Source organism: Brevundimonas sp. PWP3-1b1 (assembly GCF_049896065.1).
Lineage (GTDB): Bacteria > Pseudomonadota > Alphaproteobacteria > Caulobacterales > Caulobacteraceae > Brevundimonas > Brevundimonas intermedia_B.
On the sequence record NZ_JAFCTO010000001.1, the window covers coordinates 2291390 to 2308425 of the forward strand.

General features: G+C 68.6%; 19 protein-coding genes. 11 read left to right on the top strand and 8 right to left on the bottom strand.

From position 1 onward, the window contains the following. Nucleotides 1-8: 8 nt before the first annotated feature. The 3 genes from ACP69V_RS11240 to ACP69V_RS11250 all read left to right on the top strand — a co-directional run bounded on the left by ACP69V_RS11240 (nucleotide 9) and on the right by ACP69V_RS11250 (nucleotide 2742). Entirely contained in the window at nucleotides 9-1070 is a 1062-nt protein-coding gene (locus ACP69V_RS11240) for an NAD(P)-dependent alcohol dehydrogenase (protein ID WP_426023910.1), read from the top strand. A 129-nt stretch (nucleotides 1071-1199) separates the two neighbouring features. After that, nucleotides 1200-1925 carry an acetoacetyl-CoA reductase gene (gene phbB / locus ACP69V_RS11245; protein WP_135193544.1) on the top strand — a complete coding sequence of 242 codons (726 nt, stop codon included), beginning with the start codon at nucleotides 1200-1202 and terminating at the stop codon, nucleotides 1923-1925. Between the two features lie 100 nt (nucleotides 1926-2025). Continuing rightward, nucleotides 2026-2742 carry a DUF4908 domain-containing protein gene (locus ACP69V_RS11250; RefSeq protein ID WP_426024061.1) on the top strand — a complete coding sequence of 239 codons (717 nt, stop codon included), beginning with the start codon at nucleotides 2026-2028 and terminating at the stop codon, nucleotides 2740-2742. A gap of 3 nt (nucleotides 2743-2745) precedes the next feature. Here ACP69V_RS11250 and gloB read toward each other — a convergent pair whose 3' ends face one another. Continuing rightward, on the bottom strand, nucleotides 2746-3468 hold the full coding sequence (gloB, locus tag ACP69V_RS11255) for a hydroxyacylglutathione hydrolase (protein WP_426023911.1): 723 nt from the start codon (nucleotides 3466-3468) through the stop codon (nucleotides 2746-2748). Nucleotides 3469-3514: 46 nt separating this feature from the next. Here gloB and ACP69V_RS11260 point away from each other — a divergent pair, with 46 nt between their 5' ends. The 5 genes from ACP69V_RS11260 (at nucleotide 3515) to ACP69V_RS11280 (ending at nucleotide 8175) form a co-directional block, all read left to right on the top strand. Then, the gene (locus ACP69V_RS11260; protein WP_426023913.1) at nucleotides 3515-4255 is read left to right on the top strand and encodes a methyltransferase domain-containing protein; all 741 of its coding nucleotides are present in this window, start codon (nucleotides 3515-3517) and stop codon (nucleotides 4253-4255) included. Between the two features lie 60 nt (nucleotides 4256-4315). After that, entirely contained in the window at nucleotides 4316-4828 is a 513-nt protein-coding gene (locus ACP69V_RS11265; RefSeq protein ID WP_426023915.1) for a SixA phosphatase family protein, read from the top strand. Next, nucleotides 4825-5169 (top strand): DUF952 domain-containing protein, encoded by a 345-nt coding sequence (locus ACP69V_RS11270; protein ID WP_426023916.1) that lies wholly within the window; start codon nucleotides 4825-4827, stop codon nucleotides 5167-5169. Before ACP69V_RS11265 ends, ACP69V_RS11270 begins: the two co-directional genes overlap by 4 nt. Next, nucleotides 5166-6212: a quinone-dependent dihydroorotate dehydrogenase gene (locus tag ACP69V_RS11275; protein WP_426023917.1), complete on the top strand. Its 1047-nt coding sequence runs from the start codon at nucleotides 5166-5168 to the stop codon at nucleotides 6210-6212. The genes ACP69V_RS11270 and ACP69V_RS11275 overlap by 4 nt, the downstream gene beginning before the upstream one ends. Nucleotides 6213-6282: 70 nt before the next feature. Next, entirely contained in the window at nucleotides 6283-8175 is a 1893-nt protein-coding gene (locus ACP69V_RS11280) for an ATP-binding protein (protein ID WP_426023918.1), read from the top strand. On the opposite strand, the gene ACP69V_RS11285 is transcribed toward ACP69V_RS11280, so the two are convergent. Then, entirely contained in the window at nucleotides 8157-8582 is a 426-nt protein-coding gene (locus tag ACP69V_RS11285) for a very short patch repair endonuclease (RefSeq protein WP_426023919.1), read from the bottom strand. The genes ACP69V_RS11280 and ACP69V_RS11285 overlap by 19 nt on opposite strands. A gap of 53 nt (nucleotides 8583-8635) precedes the next feature. Then, nucleotides 8636-9121: a peroxiredoxin gene (locus ACP69V_RS11290; protein WP_426023920.1), complete on the bottom strand. Its 486-nt coding sequence runs from the start codon at nucleotides 9119-9121 to the stop codon at nucleotides 8636-8638. A gap of 126 nt (nucleotides 9122-9247) precedes the next feature. Between ACP69V_RS11290 and ACP69V_RS11295 the strand changes: the two genes are divergently transcribed. After that, nucleotides 9248-9817, top strand: a complete 570-nt coding sequence (locus ACP69V_RS11295; RefSeq protein WP_426023921.1) for a YqgE/AlgH family protein — start codon at nucleotides 9248-9250, stop codon at nucleotides 9815-9817. 114 nt (nucleotides 9818-9931) lie between these two features. Here the strand turns inward: ACP69V_RS11295 and ACP69V_RS11300 are convergent, their stop codons facing one another. Together ACP69V_RS11300 and ACP69V_RS11305 are read right to left on the bottom strand one after the other, a co-directional pair. Beyond that, the gene (locus ACP69V_RS11300; protein ID WP_426023922.1) at nucleotides 9932-10768 is read right to left on the bottom strand and encodes an outer membrane protein; all 837 of its coding nucleotides are present in this window, start codon (nucleotides 10766-10768) and stop codon (nucleotides 9932-9934) included. Between the two features lie 136 nt (nucleotides 10769-10904). Next, on the bottom strand, nucleotides 10905-12608 hold the full coding sequence (locus ACP69V_RS11305; RefSeq protein WP_426023923.1) for a bifunctional protein-serine/threonine kinase/phosphatase: 1704 nt from the start codon (nucleotides 12606-12608) through the stop codon (nucleotides 10905-10907). Nucleotides 12609-12804: 196 nt separating this feature from the next. Between ACP69V_RS11305 and ACP69V_RS11310 the strand changes: the two genes are divergently transcribed. Further along, nucleotides 12805-13170: a hypothetical protein gene (locus ACP69V_RS11310; RefSeq protein WP_426023924.1), complete on the top strand. Its 366-nt coding sequence runs from the start codon at nucleotides 12805-12807 to the stop codon at nucleotides 13168-13170. Nucleotides 13171-13176: 6 nt separating this feature from the next. Here the strand turns inward: ACP69V_RS11310 and ACP69V_RS11315 are convergent, their stop codons facing one another. From ACP69V_RS11315 to ACP69V_RS11325, 3 genes are read right to left on the bottom strand one after another with little or no spacing between them, the layout of a single operon-like run. Beyond that, a complete protein-coding gene (locus ACP69V_RS11315) occupies nucleotides 13177-14844 on the bottom strand; it encodes a putative bifunctional diguanylate cyclase/phosphodiesterase (RefSeq protein ID WP_135193559.1) in 1668 nt (555 codons plus the stop codon). A 31-nt stretch (nucleotides 14845-14875) separates the two neighbouring features. After that, nucleotides 14876-15454 carry a GNAT family N-acetyltransferase gene (locus tag ACP69V_RS11320; RefSeq protein ID WP_135193560.1) on the bottom strand — a complete coding sequence of 193 codons (579 nt, stop codon included), beginning with the start codon at nucleotides 15452-15454 and terminating at the stop codon, nucleotides 14876-14878. Nucleotides 15455-15489: 35 nt separating this feature from the next. After that, nucleotides 15490-16095, bottom strand: a complete 606-nt coding sequence (locus ACP69V_RS11325; RefSeq protein WP_426023925.1) for a TetR/AcrR family transcriptional regulator — start codon at nucleotides 16093-16095, stop codon at nucleotides 15490-15492. Between the two features lie 47 nt (nucleotides 16096-16142). On the opposite strand from ACP69V_RS11325, the gene ACP69V_RS11330 reads away from it, so the two are divergent. After that, complete coding sequence (locus ACP69V_RS11330) at nucleotides 16143-16979, top strand: metal-dependent hydrolase (RefSeq protein WP_426023926.1); 837 nt, start codon at nucleotides 16143-16145, stop codon at nucleotides 16977-16979. Nucleotides 16980-17036 lie beyond the last annotated feature (57 nt).

Below are 17036 nucleotides of genomic sequence, written 5' to 3' on the forward strand. Positions count from 1 at the left end.
ACTTCCCCATGCCGATCGCCACACGCGCCTTCGCCGCGACCGCCGCCGACAAGCCCCTGACGCCCTATAGTTTCGACCGCCGCGATCCCGGCCCGGACGACGTGCTGATCGACATCAAATACTGCGGCGTCTGCCACTCCGACCTGCACGCCGCGCGTGGCGAGACGGGTGGCACGGCCTTCCCCCTGGTGCCCGGCCACGAAATCGCCGGCCTGGTGAAAGCTGTGGGCGCCAACGTCACCCGTTTCAAGGAAGGCGACCGCGTCGGCGTCGGCTGCATGGTCGACAGCTGTCGCGAATGCGCCTCGTGCCAGGAAGGCGTCGAGCAGTACTGCGTCCCCGGCTTCACCGGCACCTATGGCGGCAAGGACAAGAAGGGCGGCACGAACGAAACCATCACCCAAGGCGGCTATTCCGACCACATCACGGTCGATCAGCATTTCGTCCTGTCCATCCCCGACAGCCTGGCGCTGGATGTCGCCGCGCCGCTGCTGTGCGCCGGCATCACCACCTATTCACCGCTGAAGGAATGGGGCGTCGGACCGGGCTCGAAGGTGGCCGTGATCGGTCTGGGCGGCCTGGGTCACATGGCGGTCAAGCTGGCGGCGGCCATGGGGGCTGAGGTCACCGTCCTGTCCACCTCGGACCGCAAGAAGGCGGACGCCGAGCGGATGGGCGCCAAACACTTCCTGATCAACTCCGACAAGGACGCGATGAAGGCGGCGGCCGAGAAGTTCGACCTGATCATCAACACCGTCTCGGCCACGCACGAGATCGCCAGCCACGTCCAGTTGCTGGCGCGCGACGGCACCATGATCATGCTGGGCCTGACGACCGAGGGCCTGCCGGTCTTCGCCCTGCCGCTGCTGTGGCGTCGTCGCCGCATCGCCGGCTCGCTGATCGGCGGCATCAAGGAGACGCAGGAAATGCTCGACTTCTGCGCCGAGCACGGCATCGCCTGCGACATCGAGACCATCGCCCCGGACCAGATCAACGACGCCTATGAGCGGATGCTGAAGTCCGACGTGCGCTATCGTTTCGTCATCGACATGGAAAAGCTGGCCGCCTGATCGCGTTCTGCGCGACGGAAGCATGAAACTTCCGTCGCGTCAGATTCACGCCTTGCGCCTGCCACGTCCGACGTTAATCCTGAGACCCGACAAGGCCTTCCAAGGGCCGGCATAGGGACAGGAGACGATATGACGCGCGTAGCTTTCGTGACGGGCGGGACCCGCGGCATCGGCAAGGCCATCGTTCAACGCCTCTCGGAAGACGGCTTCAAGGTCGCTGCGGGCTATTCCGGCAATGACGAGGCGGCCCAGGCCACGGCCAAGGCGCTGGGCGTCATGGTGGTCAAGGGCAACGTCGGCAGCTTCGACGACTGCGCCCGCGCGGTGAAGGACGTCGAGACCGAACTGGGTCCGATCGACATCCTGGTCAACAACGCCGGCATCACCCGCGACGGCTTCTTCCACAAGATGAGCCACGACCAGTGGTCCGACGTGATCCGCGTCAACATGGACAGCGTCTTCAACATGACGCGCCAGGTCATCAACGGCATGCGCGAACGGGGCCACGGCCGCATCGTCAACATCTCCTCGATCAACGGTCAGAAGGGCCAGATCGGCCAGACCAACTATTCCGCCGCCAAGGCCGGGATGATCGGCTTCACCAAGGCGCTGGCGCTGGAGAATGCGCGCAAGGGCGTGACCGTGAACTGCATCGCGCCCGGCTATATCGACACCGAAATGGTCGGCGCCATGGACCCCAAGGTGCTGGAAGGCATCATCAGCCACATCCCCGTCGGCCGCCTTGGCAAGGGCGAGGAAATCGCCGACATGGTGTCCTGGCTGGTGGGCGAGCGTGCCGGATATGTCACAGGCTGCACACTCTCGTTGAACGGCGGTCAATACCTGGTGGGTTGAGGCGGTCTTCGCCCAAAATCCGCCGCGCGCGGGTTTCATCAAAACAGTCATGAAGTTGTTGGGATCGGTCACGGCGAAAAAATCGCCACGCGTGACTGCGATGGCCGTCGCCGCCATCGCAGTCATCGGCGTGAGCGTCGTCACGCCTGTGGTCATCCCCACCGAAAGCCACGCCCAGTCGCGCCGCACGGTCCCACCCACCGCCCGTTATGTGTCCAGCACGGGTCAGGGCTTCGTGCTGGACACCTCGGGGTCGCGCGCCCTGATGCGGCTGGAACGCTCGACCGAGGTCTGGGTGCTGCGCCCCACGCCGGCGCCGCGCGGCGACATCATCTATCGCAACGACAATGGCGATCAGGTGCTGCGCGTCACGCCGGATGGCGGCGTGACGCTCTACACGACCGCCGCGCCGCAAGGGTCGCCCGCCTCGCGCGTCGGCGACGCCCAGAGCCTGGCGCGCGCTGGCATGACCGGCGCTCAGCTGGTCGATTATTTCATGCGCCAGAGCTATCGCGCCAGCCAGGCCATGGGACGGCTGATCGTCATCGACGTGGACATCCAGCCGGGTTCGGAACAGATCGCCGCCGACGCCGTCTCGGCCGCCAGCGACGCCATCGTCCGCATGGCTCGCTCGTCCAACCTGCGCAGCCAGGTCGAGCGGGTGCGCCGCGTCGTCGTGTCCGATCAGGGCCGTCCGTCGGTCACCCTGGTCCAGGGCACCTTGCGGATCGTCATCGACGCCGACGCCGGCATCGCCGGTCGCCCGTCCTCCGCCCGGATCGTGCGGGTCGTGGGCGGCGAGGCTCTGAACCGCTAAGACCTAGAAGGCGTCCTTGGCCGCCCGGCGCGCGGCGAACTGATCCGCATCCGTCGCGGTCATGAACGGATTGAACCGCTTTTCCACGCCCAGCGTCGTCGGCACGGTCGGTTCGCCCCGATCCCGCGCCGCGAATATCGCCTTGGCATGGGCGGCGGTCTCGGGCCGGTCGTCCAGGCTCAGGGTGAAGCGGGCGTTCGACGCCGTATATTCGTGCGCGCACCAGATCACCGTCTGATCGGGCCAGGCCTTCAGCCTTTGCAGGCTGTCAAACATCTGTTCCGGCGTGCCTTCGAACAACCGGCCGCAGCCCAGGGCGAACAGGGTGTCGCCGGTGAAGGCCAGCGCATCCGCCGGTGCGTGGAACACCACATGGCCCAGGGTGTGGCCCGGTGTCGCCGTGACCTCGAACCGCGTCTGGCCCACCATCACCACGTCGCCGTCGGCGACCACCCGGTCCAGCGGCGCGACCTTGCGCACCTCCTCCGTCCCCACGATCTCGCAAGCCCACTCGGCCTTCAGCCGTTCGTTGCCCTCGGTGTGATCGGGGTGCCAGTGGGTGTTCAGGATCAGGTCCAGCCGTCCCCAGCCCAGACCCTCCAGCTCTTCCAGAATCCGCGCGGCGTCCGGCGTATCGACCGCCGCGACCACGCCCGTCGCGGCGTCGCGGATCAGGAAGCCGTAGTTGTCGCTGCGGCAGGGGAACAGATGAACGTCCAAGGTCATTCGCCCATCCTAGCAGCAGGGCCGCCGACAGGCCTATAGTGCGCCCATGCGGCGCAGCATCGACGAGCTTCGAACCTTTTACGGCGAGCCGACCGGGGCGCTTGCGCGACGGCTGGTGGCGCGACGGCTGGACGACGCCTGGGGCGAGGCGGCCGATTGCGACGTCCTGGGCATCGGCTATGCGACGCCGTGGCTGGACGCCTTCGTCGGCGCACGGCGCGTGGTCGCGGCCATGCCGGGCGGGCAAGGCGTCGAACACTGGCCGACCGTCGGGCGCAACCGCACCCTGCTGGTGGACGACCGCCGCCTGCCCTTCCCCGCCGGATCGTTCGACCGCATCCTGCTGGTCCATGCGCTGGAGGAGGCGGACGATCCGGCCGCCCTGTTGCTGGAGGCTGTGCGGGCGCTGTCGCCGACGGGGCGGATCATCCTGGCGGCGGCGGCGCGCGGCGGCCTGTGGGCGCGGGCCGACAACACCCCCTTCGGTCATGGCCGACCCTTCACCCGGCGTCAGTTGGAACGGCTGGTGCGCGACGTGGGGCTGGAGCCGATGGCCTGGTCCCAGACCCTGTATGCGCCGCCCTGGGCGCCGATGCTGAGGCTGGCCGACGGGTTCGAACAGGTGGGCCGCCACGTCTTTCCCGGAACCGCCGGCCTTATCCTGCTGGAGGCCTCGCGCCAGAACTATGCCCGCATCCGGCCCAGCGGCCATGCCCAGCGTGTCGCGGCCCAGGTCCTGTCGCCCCAACCGGCGACCCTGTCGTCGCGACGAAAGCCACACAGCTGACGCGGAGTTGACCCCCGCGCCATCTGGTCGGCGAGGCGAAACCGCCTTATGGCGAAGATCATGCACCGACTGATCCTAATGCGGCACGCCCAGGCCGAAACCTCCGCCCCGTCCGGCGGCGGCGACGAGGCCCGCCCCCTGTCCGCCGCCGGCCGCGCCGAGGCCGTGCTGATGGGCCGCGCCCTGGCCGAGCGGGGGCTGAAGCCGGACCTGGCCCTGGTCTCCGGCGCCGTGCGCACCCGCCAGACCTGGGAGCAGATGCACGACGCCTTCGGCGATGTCGAAGTGCGCGACGAGGCCGCCCTGTACAACGCCCCCTCCGACGTGATCCGCCGCTTCGTCGAGAACAGCGAGGACGAGGCCGGCTGCCTGCTGATCCTGGCCCACAATCCGGGCGTCCATGTGCTGGCGGCCGAATATCTGATCGAGAGCGCCGCCTCTCCGGCCGTGGTGGACAAGCTGTCGGGCGGTTTCCCGACCGGCGCCGCCGCCCTGTTCACCGTCGATGTCGCGGGCCGCTGCACCTACGAAGGCTTCCTGACGCCGCGGTCGCTTGGCGCGCCGTCCGCATGACGGACATCGCCTACAAGATCGTCGACGCCGCCGAATGGCGCACGGCCGTCGCCGAGGGCCGCTACGACGGCGCGCCGGTCGATATAGCCGACGGCTACATCCACATGTCGACCGAGGCGCAACTGGCCGAGACCGCACGTCGCCATTTCGCCGGGCGCAGCGACCTGCTGCTGCTGACGGTGGACGTGAGCAAGTTTGACGACGACCTGGTGTGGGAGCCGTCGCGCGGCGGCGAGCTGTTCCCCCATCTCTATGCGCCTTTGCCCGTCGCCGCCGTCACGGCGTCGCGCGCCTTCTCGGTCACGGCCGACGGCGAGATGGCGTTCGAGGACGACCAATGAGCCTGACCGATCTGGGCGCCGCCCTGCTGCGACGGCTGGACCCGGAACAGGCGCATCAGTTGGCGATCAAGGGGCTGGCGCTCGCCCCCCTGCCGTCGCCCCCCGCCGACGATCCTGTCCTGCACACGCGCCTGGCGGGTCTGGACCTGCCCAATCCGGTCGGTCTGGCGGCGGGTCTGGACAAGAACGGCGAGGCCTTGCGCGGCCTTTCGCGCCTGGGCTTCGGCTTCGTCGAATGCGGCTCGGTCACCCCGCGCGCCCAGGCCGGCAATCCCAAACCGCGCCTGTTCCGCCTCAGCGAGGACCGGGCCATCATCAACCGGATGGGCTTCAACAACGCCGGACTGGACGCCTTCGCCGCGCGGCTGGATCACCGCCCCTCGGGCGTGATCGTCGGCGCCAATCTGGGGGCCAACAAGGATACCGAGGACAAGGCGGCGGACTATGTGGCGGGTCTGGAGCGACTGGCCGGTCGCGCCGCCTATTTCACCGTCAACATCTCCTCGCCCAATACGCCCGGCCTGCGCGCGCTTCAGGGCCGTGAGCAGCTGGACGACCTGTTGGGCCGCATCGACGCCGCCCGACCCGCCGCCGCCCCCGACCGCGTACCGGTCTTCCTGAAGATCGCGCCCGACCTGATCGCCGACGAGATCGGCATGATCGTCGAGGCGTCTCTGGCGCACCGGATCGACGGCCTGATCGTGTCCAACACCACGCTGGAACGGCCCGACACCCTGCGCTCGCCCGACGCCCGCGAGACCGGCGGCCTGTCCGGCGCGCCCATCCGTCCGTTCGCGGAAAAGGCCCTGCGCGCAGCGGCCGAGGCGGCGGGCGGTCGCCTGCCCCTGATCGCGGTCGGCGGCATCGACAGCGGGGCCGAGGCCTATGCCCGCATCCGCCTGGGCGCGACGGCGGTCCAGATCTATTCCGCCCTGATCTACGAAGGCCCCGGACTGGTCGCCCGCATCAAGCGCGACCTGGCCGCCCGGCTGCGCGCCGACGGCTTTTCCACAGTGGCCGAGGCGGTCGGCGCGGGCCGTTGACAGAGCGTTAGGCTCGATCGACGTAGTCTCGCCCCTAAGAGCGAGCATCGTTCGTCATTAGAGGGCCTGCATGACATCGACCGTCGTCGATACTGCTGCCAGCGGCTGGACCGCCGCCGTGCGCCAGCGTCGCGGCGCGCTGTTGCAACGCCTTGGTTCGACCGGCGCCGTCGCCTTGGTCGTTACTCCCATGGTCGGGGTGTGGTTCAGCCTGGGCTGGGTCGTGCTCTATCTGGCTATTCAGGGGCTGGAGCTGATGGTCTTCGCCCCCGTCACGCGCGGCGACAAGGGCGAGATGTCGACGGCCCGCAAGGTCGCCGGCTGCATCGTTCTGGCGATCAGCGCCACGGTCTTCGGCGGCTTGTCGGTTGTGATGTGGAACGCTGGCGGCGCGCTGGGCGGGGTCTGCGCGGCCCTGATGCTGCCGGCGATCATGCTGGCGTCGATGATGAACGCGGCGCGTTGCCAGCCGATCATGATCGCCAACCAGGCGCCGCCGATGGCCTATCTGCTGGCCACCCCCTTCTTCGCCCATTCCTTCGGCGCATCGCCGCCCCTGGTGATGACCTCGGCGGCGACGGTCGTGCTCTACGCCTTCTATGTCGTCATCACCTGGCAGCGGATGAGCGAGACGACCGACAACCTGATCCGCGCCCACGCCCAGGCCGAAGACCTGCGCGCAAAGGCCGAGCGCAGCCTGGCGGACCACACGGCCTTCCTGGCCGCCATCGGCCACGACCTGCGCACCCCCATCGGGGCCATCCTGGCCGGCGCCGCCGAGCTGCGCGCGCCCGATCCCCAGTCCCGCGCCGGCGCCCATCTGATCACTGACGCCGGCCTGATGATGAAGGCCCTGCTGGACGATCTGTTGGACCACTCGCGCATCGGCGCGGGCCGGATGACGGTCGAGGCCAACGACTTCGACCTGCGCCAGATGCTGGCCCAGACGCTCCAGCTGTGGCGCGGCCTGGCCGACGCCAAGGGGCTGAAGCTGCGCGTCGAGGGCGCCGGTCGCGTCCCGCGTCACGTCAAGGGCGACGTCATGCGTATCCGTCAGGTGTTGAACAACCTGATGTCGAACGCGATGAAATTCACCGACGAGGGCGACATCACCCTGCGTATCCAGTCCTGGCCCGAAGAGCCGTCGGGCTATGCCCTGCTGTTCGAGATCATCGACACCGGCCCCGGCATGACGGCGGACCAAATGAGCCGTCTGTTCACTCCCTTCGACCAGACCGCCGAGGGCGTCACCGCCCGCTATGGCGGCTCGGGCCTGGGCTTGGCGATCAGCCGCAATCTGGTTGAACTGATGGGCGGTCGCCTGACCGTGCGCAGCAAGCCCGGCCAGGGCGCGCACTTCACCGTCTCCCTGGTCCTGCCCAGGGGCGACGACACTGGGACGGTCGTTCCGGTCGTGGACGAAAGCCGCCTCGACATCGCCCGCGCCCTGGCCCCCTTCACCCCCGCCGCGCCCCCGGCGCCGCAGCCCGTCGAACAGGTTACCCCCCCGCCTCCAGCCGCACCGGTTGAAGCGGCGGCCGAGCCTGACGACGCCGACGGCCCGCCCCTGCGCCTGCTGGTCGTGGACGATCACGACATCAACCGCCGCGCGGTGCAGTTGATCCTTCAGCCGCTGGGCTGCGAGATCACCACCGCCGCCGACGGCCTGATCGCGCTGGAACGCTGCGAGGAGGCGGTGTTCGACGTCATCTTCATGGATGTGCGAATGCCCGAGCTGGACGGCCGCGAGACCACACGCCGCCTGCGCTCGGGGACCGGACCGAACGCCCGCACCCCGGTGGTCGCCGTCACGGCCGACACCGCGCCCGAGGATGTGGCGGCGTGTCAGGCCGCCGGCATGGCCTATTTCGTCTCCAAGCCACTGACCCCCACGGCCCTGATCGGCGCCCTCCAGCATGTGCTGGACGACACCGCGGCCCAGGCTCAGACCCGGGCCGCCTGACCCCTAACGGCCGCGATCAGCCCCTCGGCGAAATCGGAGCGGCGCATGTCGCACTCCCACACCGTCACCACGCGCCAACCCGACGCCTCCAGCGCCTGAACGGCGGCGGCGTCGCGGGCGCGATTGCGGTCGATCTTGGCGAGCCAGTAGTCGGCGTTGGCCTTGGGCCGGCGTGCGCCGCGCCTGCAGTCATGGCCGTGCCAGAAACAGCCGTGGACGAACAGGGCGACCCTGCGCCCCTTCATCGTCACATCCGGCCGACCGGGCAGACCCATGCCGCCCAGCCGATACCCGATCCCGGCCGCGCGCAGGATCCCGCGCACGGCCAGTTCCGGCGATGTATCTTTGCCCTTCACGCGACGCATCACGGCGCTGCGTTTCTCGGGGCTGAAGACGTCAGTGGTCATCTCACGATCAATCCACGCTCAAGTAGCGAAGCGATAGCGTGGATTGATCCAGCTTAAAGCTGCGCGAGCAGATGCTCGGCCGAGGAGACCTTGAACTCGCCGCCCTGTTCGATGTTCAGCTGGGTCACCGTGCCGTCCTTGACCAGCATCGAATAGCGCTGCGAACGCTCGCCCAGGCCAAAGCCCGAACCGTCCAGCACCAGGCCCAGGGCCTTGGTCAGTTCGCCGTTGCCATCGGCCAGCATGACGATGCTGTCGTCGGTGATATCCTGGCTGTCGGCCCAGGCCTTCATGACGAAGGCGTCGTTGACCGAGATGCAGGCGACCGCATCGACGCCCTTGGCTTTGATTTCGGCCAGATGATCCTTGAAGCCCGGCAGATGGCGCGCCGAGCAGGTCGGGGTGAAGGCGCCGGGCACGGCGAACAGGGCCACGGTCTTGCCCGCGAAGATGTCGGCGGTGCTGACGGGCTTGGGCCCTTCGGCGGTCGCCTGGGCGAGGGTCGCGTTCGGGATGCGATCGCCGATCTGGATGGTCATGATTGTCTCGCTGAGGTTGGGGCTGACGGGTTAGGAAACACCGCCTGCGACACATAGAGAGCGCCGCCGTGACCGCAAGCGTCCACTCGACTTGCATGCGCCGCTTTCGCGACCGATGATCGGATCATGAGCCAAGCCTCCACCCTGACCGGCCGACTGCTGGTCGCCATGCCCGGCATCGACGACCCCCGGTTCGAACACGCCGTCATCCTGATCTGCGCCCACGGCCCCGACCATGCCATGGGGCTGCGGCTGGACCGCCCGGCGCCCGGCGTGGATCTGAAGACGGTCTTGGACAAGCTGGACGCCCCGGCGCCGGATCAGTCGATCGGCCGCGCGGTCCTGATGGGCGGGCCGGTCGAGCGCGAGCGCGGCTTCGTGCTGCACACCGACGACTGGATGATCGGGGACGACAGTCTGCCGTTCGGCGACGGCCTGGCCATGACCGGCACGCGCGAAGCCCTGGCCGCCATGACCGACGAGGTCTCGGGGCCGAGCCGTTCCGCCCTGCTGCTGGGCTATGCCGGCTGGGGCGAGGGTCAGTTGGAAGGGGAGTTGGCCGAGAACGTCTGGCTGACCGCCGACGCGGATCTCGATCTGATCTTCGACGGCGAACACACGTCGAAATGGACGCGCGCCCTCGCCCAGATGGGCGTGGACGCGGCCATGCTGTCCAGCCAGGGCGGCCGGGCCTAGAGCCTGATCGGTTGAGATGGAATCGCTTCGCGATTTCATCGAGGCCGTGAATCAGGCTCCAGATCAAAACGAGAGCATGCCTTCATGCTCTCGTCCGGCCGCCTATTCTGAGGCCTAGAAGCGGTAGTTCATACCGATGCGGAACATGTGGGTTCCGAACTTGCCGTTGCTGCGGATCATGTCGGTGCCCGTCGTGTTCGGGGCCGAGATGAACGGGTTGGCGGCCGGAGTTGTGCCGGTGTTGCCGACGCGGATCACCGGGCTTTCGACGTCCAGCGAGGTATACAGGTATTCGCCGTTGACGGTCAGGCCGCGACCCAGGGCGTATTCCACGCCGCCGCCGGCCTGCCAGCCGTCGCCGTCATCGCTTTCGTTGGTTTCGGTGAAGCTGTTGGCCTGGTTCGAGGTGCGGAACTTGTTCTCGAACTTGCCATAGGCGTAACCGCCGGTGCCGTAGATCAGGGCGGGGCCATAGGCGTAGCCCAGCTTCAGACGGGCGGCCGCTGTGCTCTCCAGCTCGCGCGTGAAGGTGTAGAAGGCCGGGGTGGTCGAGAAGCCGGTCACCGAGTCCTGAACGTTGTTGACGCTGTATTCGGCCAGGGCGCCGACGACGATGTTGCCGAACTGCATGTCGTAGCCCGCGCGCACGCCGGCCTCGACGCCGTCGTTGTCGTCACGGCAGCCGGTGCCGGGTGCGGTGCTGGTCGAGGTGCCGCCGCAGAAGCCGGGGCTGAAGGCGTCGGCGCCCGTGCCGGTCGAGACCTGGTCGCCGTAGGCGCCGTCCAGATTGCGGTCGAAGCCGAGGTTTTCGTCACCGTCGTCGTTCGACTGGTTGTAACCGCCGAAGATGCCGACGTAGGGGCCGGACCAGTCGGGGGCCACGGACTGGGCCAGGGCGGGGGTGGAGACCATGGCGAGAGCCAGGGCGCTGGAAGCGAGGGTCTTGATCATGGGGAGGCTTTCGTGCCGAAAGTGCGGGCGCGACGTCCCCGCTCGCCGTCACAAAAGCCGAATGCGGCGACAGGTTCCCGCCGCTCGCGCCGCTAAATGCCGCACATCCAAAGCCGTGGTTTGGACGTATGGGGGCCTAACGCGTCGTCATCGAAACCAGCAATGCGATCAGAAGAAGCAGGCTGACCCCCTGCCAGAATCGCACCGGATCGCGTTCGATCAGGGACAGTTGGCGGGGCGGCGGGGCGGCGACGGCGCTGCCGGTTTCCAACACATGGATCAGCTCCGCCACATCCTCGAACCGCTCGTTCGGATCTATGGCGACGGCGCGCATGATGGCCGCCTCCAGCCAGGCGGGCATGTCCGGCCGATGCCGCGTCGGAGGGACGGACGCCCGGTCGAAGCGCGGCGCATCGGTCGGATCGACCTCGCCCCACGGATAGGCGCCAGTGAACAGGCGATAAAGGGTCACCCCCAGGGCGAACTGGTCGGTGGCGGCGTCGCCGCTCTCGCCCGCATACATTTCGGGCGCCTTGTAACCGGCGGTGCCGGGCGCCTCGGCCTCGGCGAACTCCTCGGCCTGCCGCAGACGCGCCACCCCCAGATCGACCAGCTTCAGGCCGCCGGTCGTCTCCAGGATCACATTGTCCGGCTTGATGTCGCGGTGCGTCACCCCCGCCCGGTGCAGGGCCGAGACGGCGCGCGACAGGCGCAAGGCCACGCCGATCCCTTCAGCGATCTCGAACGGCCCCTCCTCAGCCAGCCGCGCATGCAGGGTCTGGCCGGCATGGAAGGGCTGGGCGATATACAGGCGGCTCTGGCGGCCGGCGTCCAGGCTCAGCACCTTGCCGACGAACGGGCTGTCGATGCGCCGGCCGATGAAGGCCTCGCGCAGGAAGGCGGTGCGCGCGCCGCGCTCGGACACCACGGCGGGTTTGGGGAACTTCAGCACCACCGCCTCGGACCCGTCGCCCAAGGTGTCCTTCGCCAGGAACAGCCGCGTATAGCGCCCGTCCGCGATCAGCCGCTGCAAGGCGAAGCCGTCGACATTGTCGCCGACGGCGGGCGGCGGCAGGATGGCCAGCCCTTCCGCCTCGGCCGTGATCGCCTCCCAGTCGGGCGCGCCGGTGCGGACCACGTCGATGACGATGGCGGTGGCGTTGTCGCGCGCCCCCGCCGCCTCGACCTCGGCCAGGATCGCGTGTGCGTCAGCATCGGGCGAACTGCGCCGCCCCAGCAGGCCGGCGATCACCGCATCGGCCAGCACCCCATGCACGCCGTCGGTGGTCAGCAGCAGCCGGTCGTGCGGCTCCAGCCGGACCTGACGCACGTCCAGCTTCACGTCCGCCTCGATGCCCACGGCGCGGTACAGCACATGGCTGAGCCCCTGCTGGGCTCGCGTATGATCCTCGGTCAGGCGGGTCAGCACCCCGTCGCGGAAATGCCAGGCGCGGCTGTCGCCCACATGCAGGGCCGTCGCCTCGCGCCCGCGCAGGATCACCGCCGTGAAGGTGGTCGCCGCCCCCTCCATCGCCGGATCGATCTTGCCGCGCGAATGGAGCCAGCGGTTGAAGCCCCGCAGCGCCTTGATCCCATTGGCGGCGATGCCGTTCAGCGGATTCTGATCCAGATAGCCGTCGATGAAGCTGCGCGTCGTCAGCTCCGCCGCCATCCGCCCGGCCTTGGACCCCGACACCCCGTCGGCGATCACCGCCACGACCCCATGCTCGCGCTGCTCGGCCGCCGTGCCGATATGGACGCCGCCGAAATCCTGATTGTCCGCCTTGGGCCCCTGCAAGGTCGCAAAGCCGGCGGCGATCTCCAGTCTGGCGTCGGTCACATCCACCCCACCCGTCATCCTAGGCCTTGTGCCTAGGATCCATACACCCGGTGTCGGCCGGGACTCTCCGTCCTCGACGGAGTCCATTGATCCTAGGCACAAGGCCTAGGATGACGAAATGGAGAAATCTTGCTGCGGTTTTCTGAACGTGGAACCTTAGTCAGGATCGGAGAGCGAGACGAACAGCAGCAGGCACTTGTTCAGCGACCTGACCATGGTTTGCTTTCTTCTCTACGTCTTCAACGGCGGTTGGCTGGCGACCCTATTGGGGTTGGGGTTTTACATCATCGGCTGGCGGGCACGCGCACGCTGGCTCAGCTTGGTCATCGGCATCGCCTGCCTTGCTCCAGTCGGTTATATTTTCATGCTCAGCCTGACGGCCGCTCACACGTTCGTCGCCACCTCGGACCCGGCCTCGATCATCGGCATCGCAGGTTTCGCGATGAGCGTATTGGCCGCGCCGATCGCGGCCTTCATCACATTGAGACGAGGCGCTCGCCCCAGACGCTCGCCCCAGACGCTCGCCGAGCGTCGCCTGACCGCCTGGGGCGTCCGCCACTAGCCTGGCTTACGCCGACCGCTGCTTCAGCGGCGCCGTGCCGTCCGCCAGGCTCTCGGCTAAATAGACCTCCGCCTCCTGCGCCGGGAGCGCGGGGGCGTAGCCGAAGCCCTGGCCGTAGTGGCACTGGGCCTCCAGCAGCAGGGCGGCCAGTTCGGCGTTCTCGACCCCTTCGGCGACGACCTCCAGCTCCAGGTCGCGGCCCAGGTTGACCACCGACTTGACGATCTTGGCCGAGCCCTCGTCCTTGTTCATCGTCAGCACGAAATAGCGGTCGATCTTCAGCGTATCGAACGGCAGGCGCGCCAGATAGGACAGGGACGAGAAGCCGGTGCCGAAATCGTCCAGCGCCAGCGACGCCCCGACGTCCTTCAGCGACTGCAGCACCTCGGCGGCGCGCGCGGTGTCGCGCATGATGTCGCCCTCGGTGACTTCCAGCTTCAGCGCGCCCCTGGGCAGGCCGCTCTCCTTGATGATGCGCGCCACGTCCTCGCACAGGTGCGGGCGTTCGATCTCGCCGACCGACAGATTGACGCTGCAGAACATCTTGCCCGCCAGCGGATGGCGTTCGATCCATTCCGCCAGCTGCCGCGCCGACTGGGTCATCATCAGCAGGCCCAGGTCGTTCATCATGCCCAGGTCGGCGGTCAGGCCCAGGAACTCGTCCGGCGGCACCAGGCCGCGCCGCGGGTGACGCCAGCGCGCAAGGGCCTCGAAGCCCGCCACGGCCCCGGTGTTCAGGTTCACGATCGGCTGGAAGAAGGGCACGATCTCGCCGCGCACGAAGGCGTTCCTCAGATCCGCCTCCAGCGCCAGGCGGCTGAGACTGTCGCTTTCCAGCGCCCGGCCATAGGCGGCCGATCCGCCGCGCCCGGCGCCCTTGGCCGATTCCACCGCCAACTCGACACGGCGCAACAGTTCGGCGGCGTCGGGCGCGTCCGGCCCGCCCTCCACCATCACCGCCCCGATGGAGACGGTCGGATAGATGTCGAAGCCCGCGACCCGCAGCGGCTGCTCCAGCGCGTCGCGGACGCGGTAGCTGGTGTGAGAGGCGGTCCGGGGCACGATGATGGCGAACTCGTCCTCGCCGATCCGCGCCGCCGAGGCGTCCTTGTTGAAGGCGGCGGCCAGGCGCGAGCCCAGGGCTGACAGCACCAGGTCGGTGCGCTCATGCCCCAGCGCCTCGTTCAGGCGCCGCAGACGGTCCACGTCGCCGACCACGATCTCGTATTCGCCCGGTTGGGTCAGCACCTCGCCCACGCGCGCGATGAAGGCGCGACGGTCCAGCAGGCCTGTCAGGGTATCGCGATCCGATCCGGCGAACTTGGTCTCAAGCGCCACGACGCCGGCGGCGCGCAGCCCGTCCTCCAGCCAGACGCCGCGCCACAGGCAGGTCTCGGACCCGCGCATCCGCAAACGCACGGCGACCTCGGCCCCCTCGTCCTGCGGCTTCAGCATGCGTTCGGCCAGGCTGCGATCCTGGGGCATGGCCAGGGCGACGAAGCCGGCGGCCGTGCATTCCGGCGCCAGCGGTCCCAGGCCCAGCGACCGCGTCGCGCCGGTGAAGCGCAGCTCGTCCGTCGCCGGCGTCCAGACCCACAGGGCCGTGTCGGCAGCCGCCAAAGCCTCGATGGCGGTCGTGGCGTCCCAGGCCAGCGATCGGGATCGTGGTGTCACGCGTCTCGCCCTTCCAGACGGCCCCCGGCCGTCAACGCTCGTCCTCGACCAGGCCGAACAGCAGATGATCTGCCCACTCGCCGTTAATTTTCAAATAAGCGCGAGCCCGACCTTCGTTGCGAAAGCCCGATTTTTCCAGAACCCGGCGCGATCCGTGGTTGGTGGGCAGGCAGGCCGCCTCCAGCCGGTGCAGCTTCAGCTTGTCGAAGGCGTATCCGACCACCGCCTGCACCGCCGCCGTCGCCACGCCCTGGCCGGAATGAGGCTGGCCGATCCAGTAGCCCAGCGTCCCGGTCTCGGCGACGCCGCGCCGCACGTTCGACAGGGTCACCGCCCCAGCCAGGGTCTTGCCCCCATCCACCAGCACGAAGAAGGGCCAGGCGTGGCCCAGCTCCATCTCGCGCGCATAGATGGACAACCGACGCCGGAACGCCGCCTTGGTCAGGTCATCCTCGGGCCAGGCCGGCTCCCAGGGTTGCAGATAGTCGCGCGACCCGTCGCGCAGCGTGGACCATGCGGCGTAGTCGCCCGCGCGCGGCGGCCGCAGCAGCACCCCGTCCCCCCGGACCACCGGCCCGGCCACATCGCTCATCCAGTCCAGCAGGGCCATGACGCCTCATACAACAGGACGACTGTGGCCTGAACTCACGGTTCCGCCAAGACGGTCGCCGTCAACTTCAACGCCAGCTCGCGCCCCAGGCCCTCGGGCGCGCCCAGCATCGGCGTCAGGATGTCGCCGATCAGCCCCTCGGCGAAGGCCATATAGGCCGCCGTCATGACCAGCGATCGCGCCCGGTCGGCCGCCCTGGGATCGTCGGGCGCCATGGCCGCCAGCCGGTCGGCCAAGTCCCGCACCACCCCGCCGAAGCTTTCCGCCCGCCCCTGCTCGCGCGCCAGGGCCAGCCAGGCCGCCATCTGCGACGCCCCGCCCTTGCCGAAAGCGTCGAAGACGACGGTCATCAACCGATCCGGCTCCACCCCCTCGCGCCCTTCGCCCGATCCTTCGTTCAGGCCCGCTTCGATCCGTTCGGCCAGATCGCGCACCATCGCGTCCATCAGCGCGCCCTGAAGCCCTGCCGCCGAGCCGAAATGGTGGATCAGGTTGGCGTGGCCCACCCCCATCCGCTCGCCCACGGCCTTCAGCGTCACCGCCGCCGGGCCGCCGGACAGCAGCAGGTCGCGCGCCGCCTCCAGGGCCTCTTCACGCGCCACCGCCCCGCGTCGCCGTTTCACCGGACCATTAGTTGACATTGATGTCAGTTAACTCCATCTTGCCGGTGAAATCGAGGAGCAGATCCATGGCGAAATCCGCCACCCCCGCCGACCTCCAGATCAAGCCGCGCGACCTGCATATCGACCGCGAGGCCCCGACGCCACGCTGGTGGCTGAACGGCGACCCGTTCGGCACGGCCGTGATGAACGCCCTCAGCCTGACCTTCCCCGACGGCGAGCGGTTCTTCATCCAGTCGGTCAAGCGGTTCGCCAAGGATACGCCCGCCAACCTGGCCGCCGACATCCGGGCCTTCACCGTTCAGGAGGGCGCCCATACGCGCGAACACATGGCCTTCAACGCCATCACCGCCCGCGCCGGCTACGAGACCGCCGAGATCGAGGCCTATGTCACGGCCCGCCTCGATCTCGCCCGCGCCCGCCCGGCCATCGCCCAGCTGGCGGCCACCATGGCGCTGGAGCATTTCACCGCCGCCTTCGCCCATCGGCTTCTGGCTGACCCGGACCTGCTGAAGGGGTCGCCGCACGACCTGGCCCGCCTGTGGCGCTGGCACTCCATCGAGGAGATCGAGCACAAGGGCGTGGCCTATGACGTCTTCCTGCACGCCACCCGCGACCTCAGCCCTCTGAAACGCTGGCGGCTGCGGCGCTGGGCCATGTTCCTGACGACCCTGCTGTTCACCAGGACGGTGCGCGAGACGACCCTGATGCTGCTGAAACAGGACGGCATCGTCGGCTGGAAGGCCCGGCTGGGCCTGTTCCGCTGGCTATGGCTGAAGCCGGGCCTCTATCGCCGCATGATCGGGGACTATGTCGCCTTCTACAAACCCGACTTCCACCCGTGGCAGGTGGACGACCGCGACCTGATCGCCGACGCCGAGGCAGGCCTGGCCCAGCCGGCCTGATACGGGCAGCCTGACCCAGCCCGCCTGACCCTTTGATCCGATCTCGCGACGGAGTTT

Excerpts from the sequence above, each read along its gene's own strand:
- ACP69V_RS11240 (WP_426023910.1), top strand. The coding sequence starts at position 9 with ATGCCGATCGCCACACGCGCCTTCGCCGCGACCGCCGCCGACAAGCCC.
- phbB (WP_135193544.1), top strand. The coding sequence starts at position 1,200 with ATGACGCGCGTAGCTTTCGTGACGGGCGGGACCCGCGGCATCGGCAAG.
- ACP69V_RS11250 (WP_426024061.1), top strand. The coding sequence starts at position 2,026 with ATGGCCGTCGCCGCCATCGCAGTCATCGGCGTGAGCGTCGTCACGCCT.
- gloB (WP_426023911.1), bottom strand. The coding sequence starts at position 3,468 with ATGACCTTGGACGTTCATCTGTTCCCCTGCCGCAGCGACAACTACGGC.
- ACP69V_RS11260 (WP_426023913.1), top strand. The coding sequence starts at position 3,515 with ATGCGGCGCAGCATCGACGAGCTTCGAACCTTTTACGGCGAGCCGACC.
- ACP69V_RS11265 (WP_426023915.1), top strand. The coding sequence starts at position 4,316 with ATGCACCGACTGATCCTAATGCGGCACGCCCAGGCCGAAACCTCCGCC.
- ACP69V_RS11270 (WP_426023916.1), top strand. The coding sequence starts at position 4,825 with ATGACGGACATCGCCTACAAGATCGTCGACGCCGCCGAATGGCGCACG.
- ACP69V_RS11275 (WP_426023917.1), top strand. The coding sequence starts at position 5,166 with ATGAGCCTGACCGATCTGGGCGCCGCCCTGCTGCGACGGCTGGACCCG.
- ACP69V_RS11280 (WP_426023918.1), top strand. The coding sequence starts at position 6,283 with ATGACATCGACCGTCGTCGATACTGCTGCCAGCGGCTGGACCGCCGCC.
- ACP69V_RS11285 (WP_426023919.1), bottom strand. The coding sequence starts at position 8,582 with ATGACCACTGACGTCTTCAGCCCCGAGAAACGCAGCGCCGTGATGCGT.
- ACP69V_RS11290 (WP_426023920.1), bottom strand. The coding sequence starts at position 9,121 with ATGACCATCCAGATCGGCGATCGCATCCCGAACGCGACCCTCGCCCAG.
- ACP69V_RS11295 (WP_426023921.1), top strand. The coding sequence starts at position 9,248 with ATGAGCCAAGCCTCCACCCTGACCGGCCGACTGCTGGTCGCCATGCCC.
- ACP69V_RS11300 (WP_426023922.1), bottom strand. The coding sequence starts at position 10,768 with ATGATCAAGACCCTCGCTTCCAGCGCCCTGGCTCTCGCCATGGTCTCC.
- ACP69V_RS11320 (WP_135193560.1), bottom strand. The coding sequence starts at position 15,454 with ATGGCCCTGCTGGACTGGATGAGCGATGTGGCCGGGCCGGTGGTCCGG.
- ACP69V_RS11325 (WP_426023925.1), bottom strand. The coding sequence starts at position 16,095 with ATGTCAACTAATGGTCCGGTGAAACGGCGACGCGGGGCGGTGGCGCGT.
- ACP69V_RS11330 (WP_426023926.1), top strand. The coding sequence starts at position 16,143 with ATGGCGAAATCCGCCACCCCCGCCGACCTCCAGATCAAGCCGCGCGAC.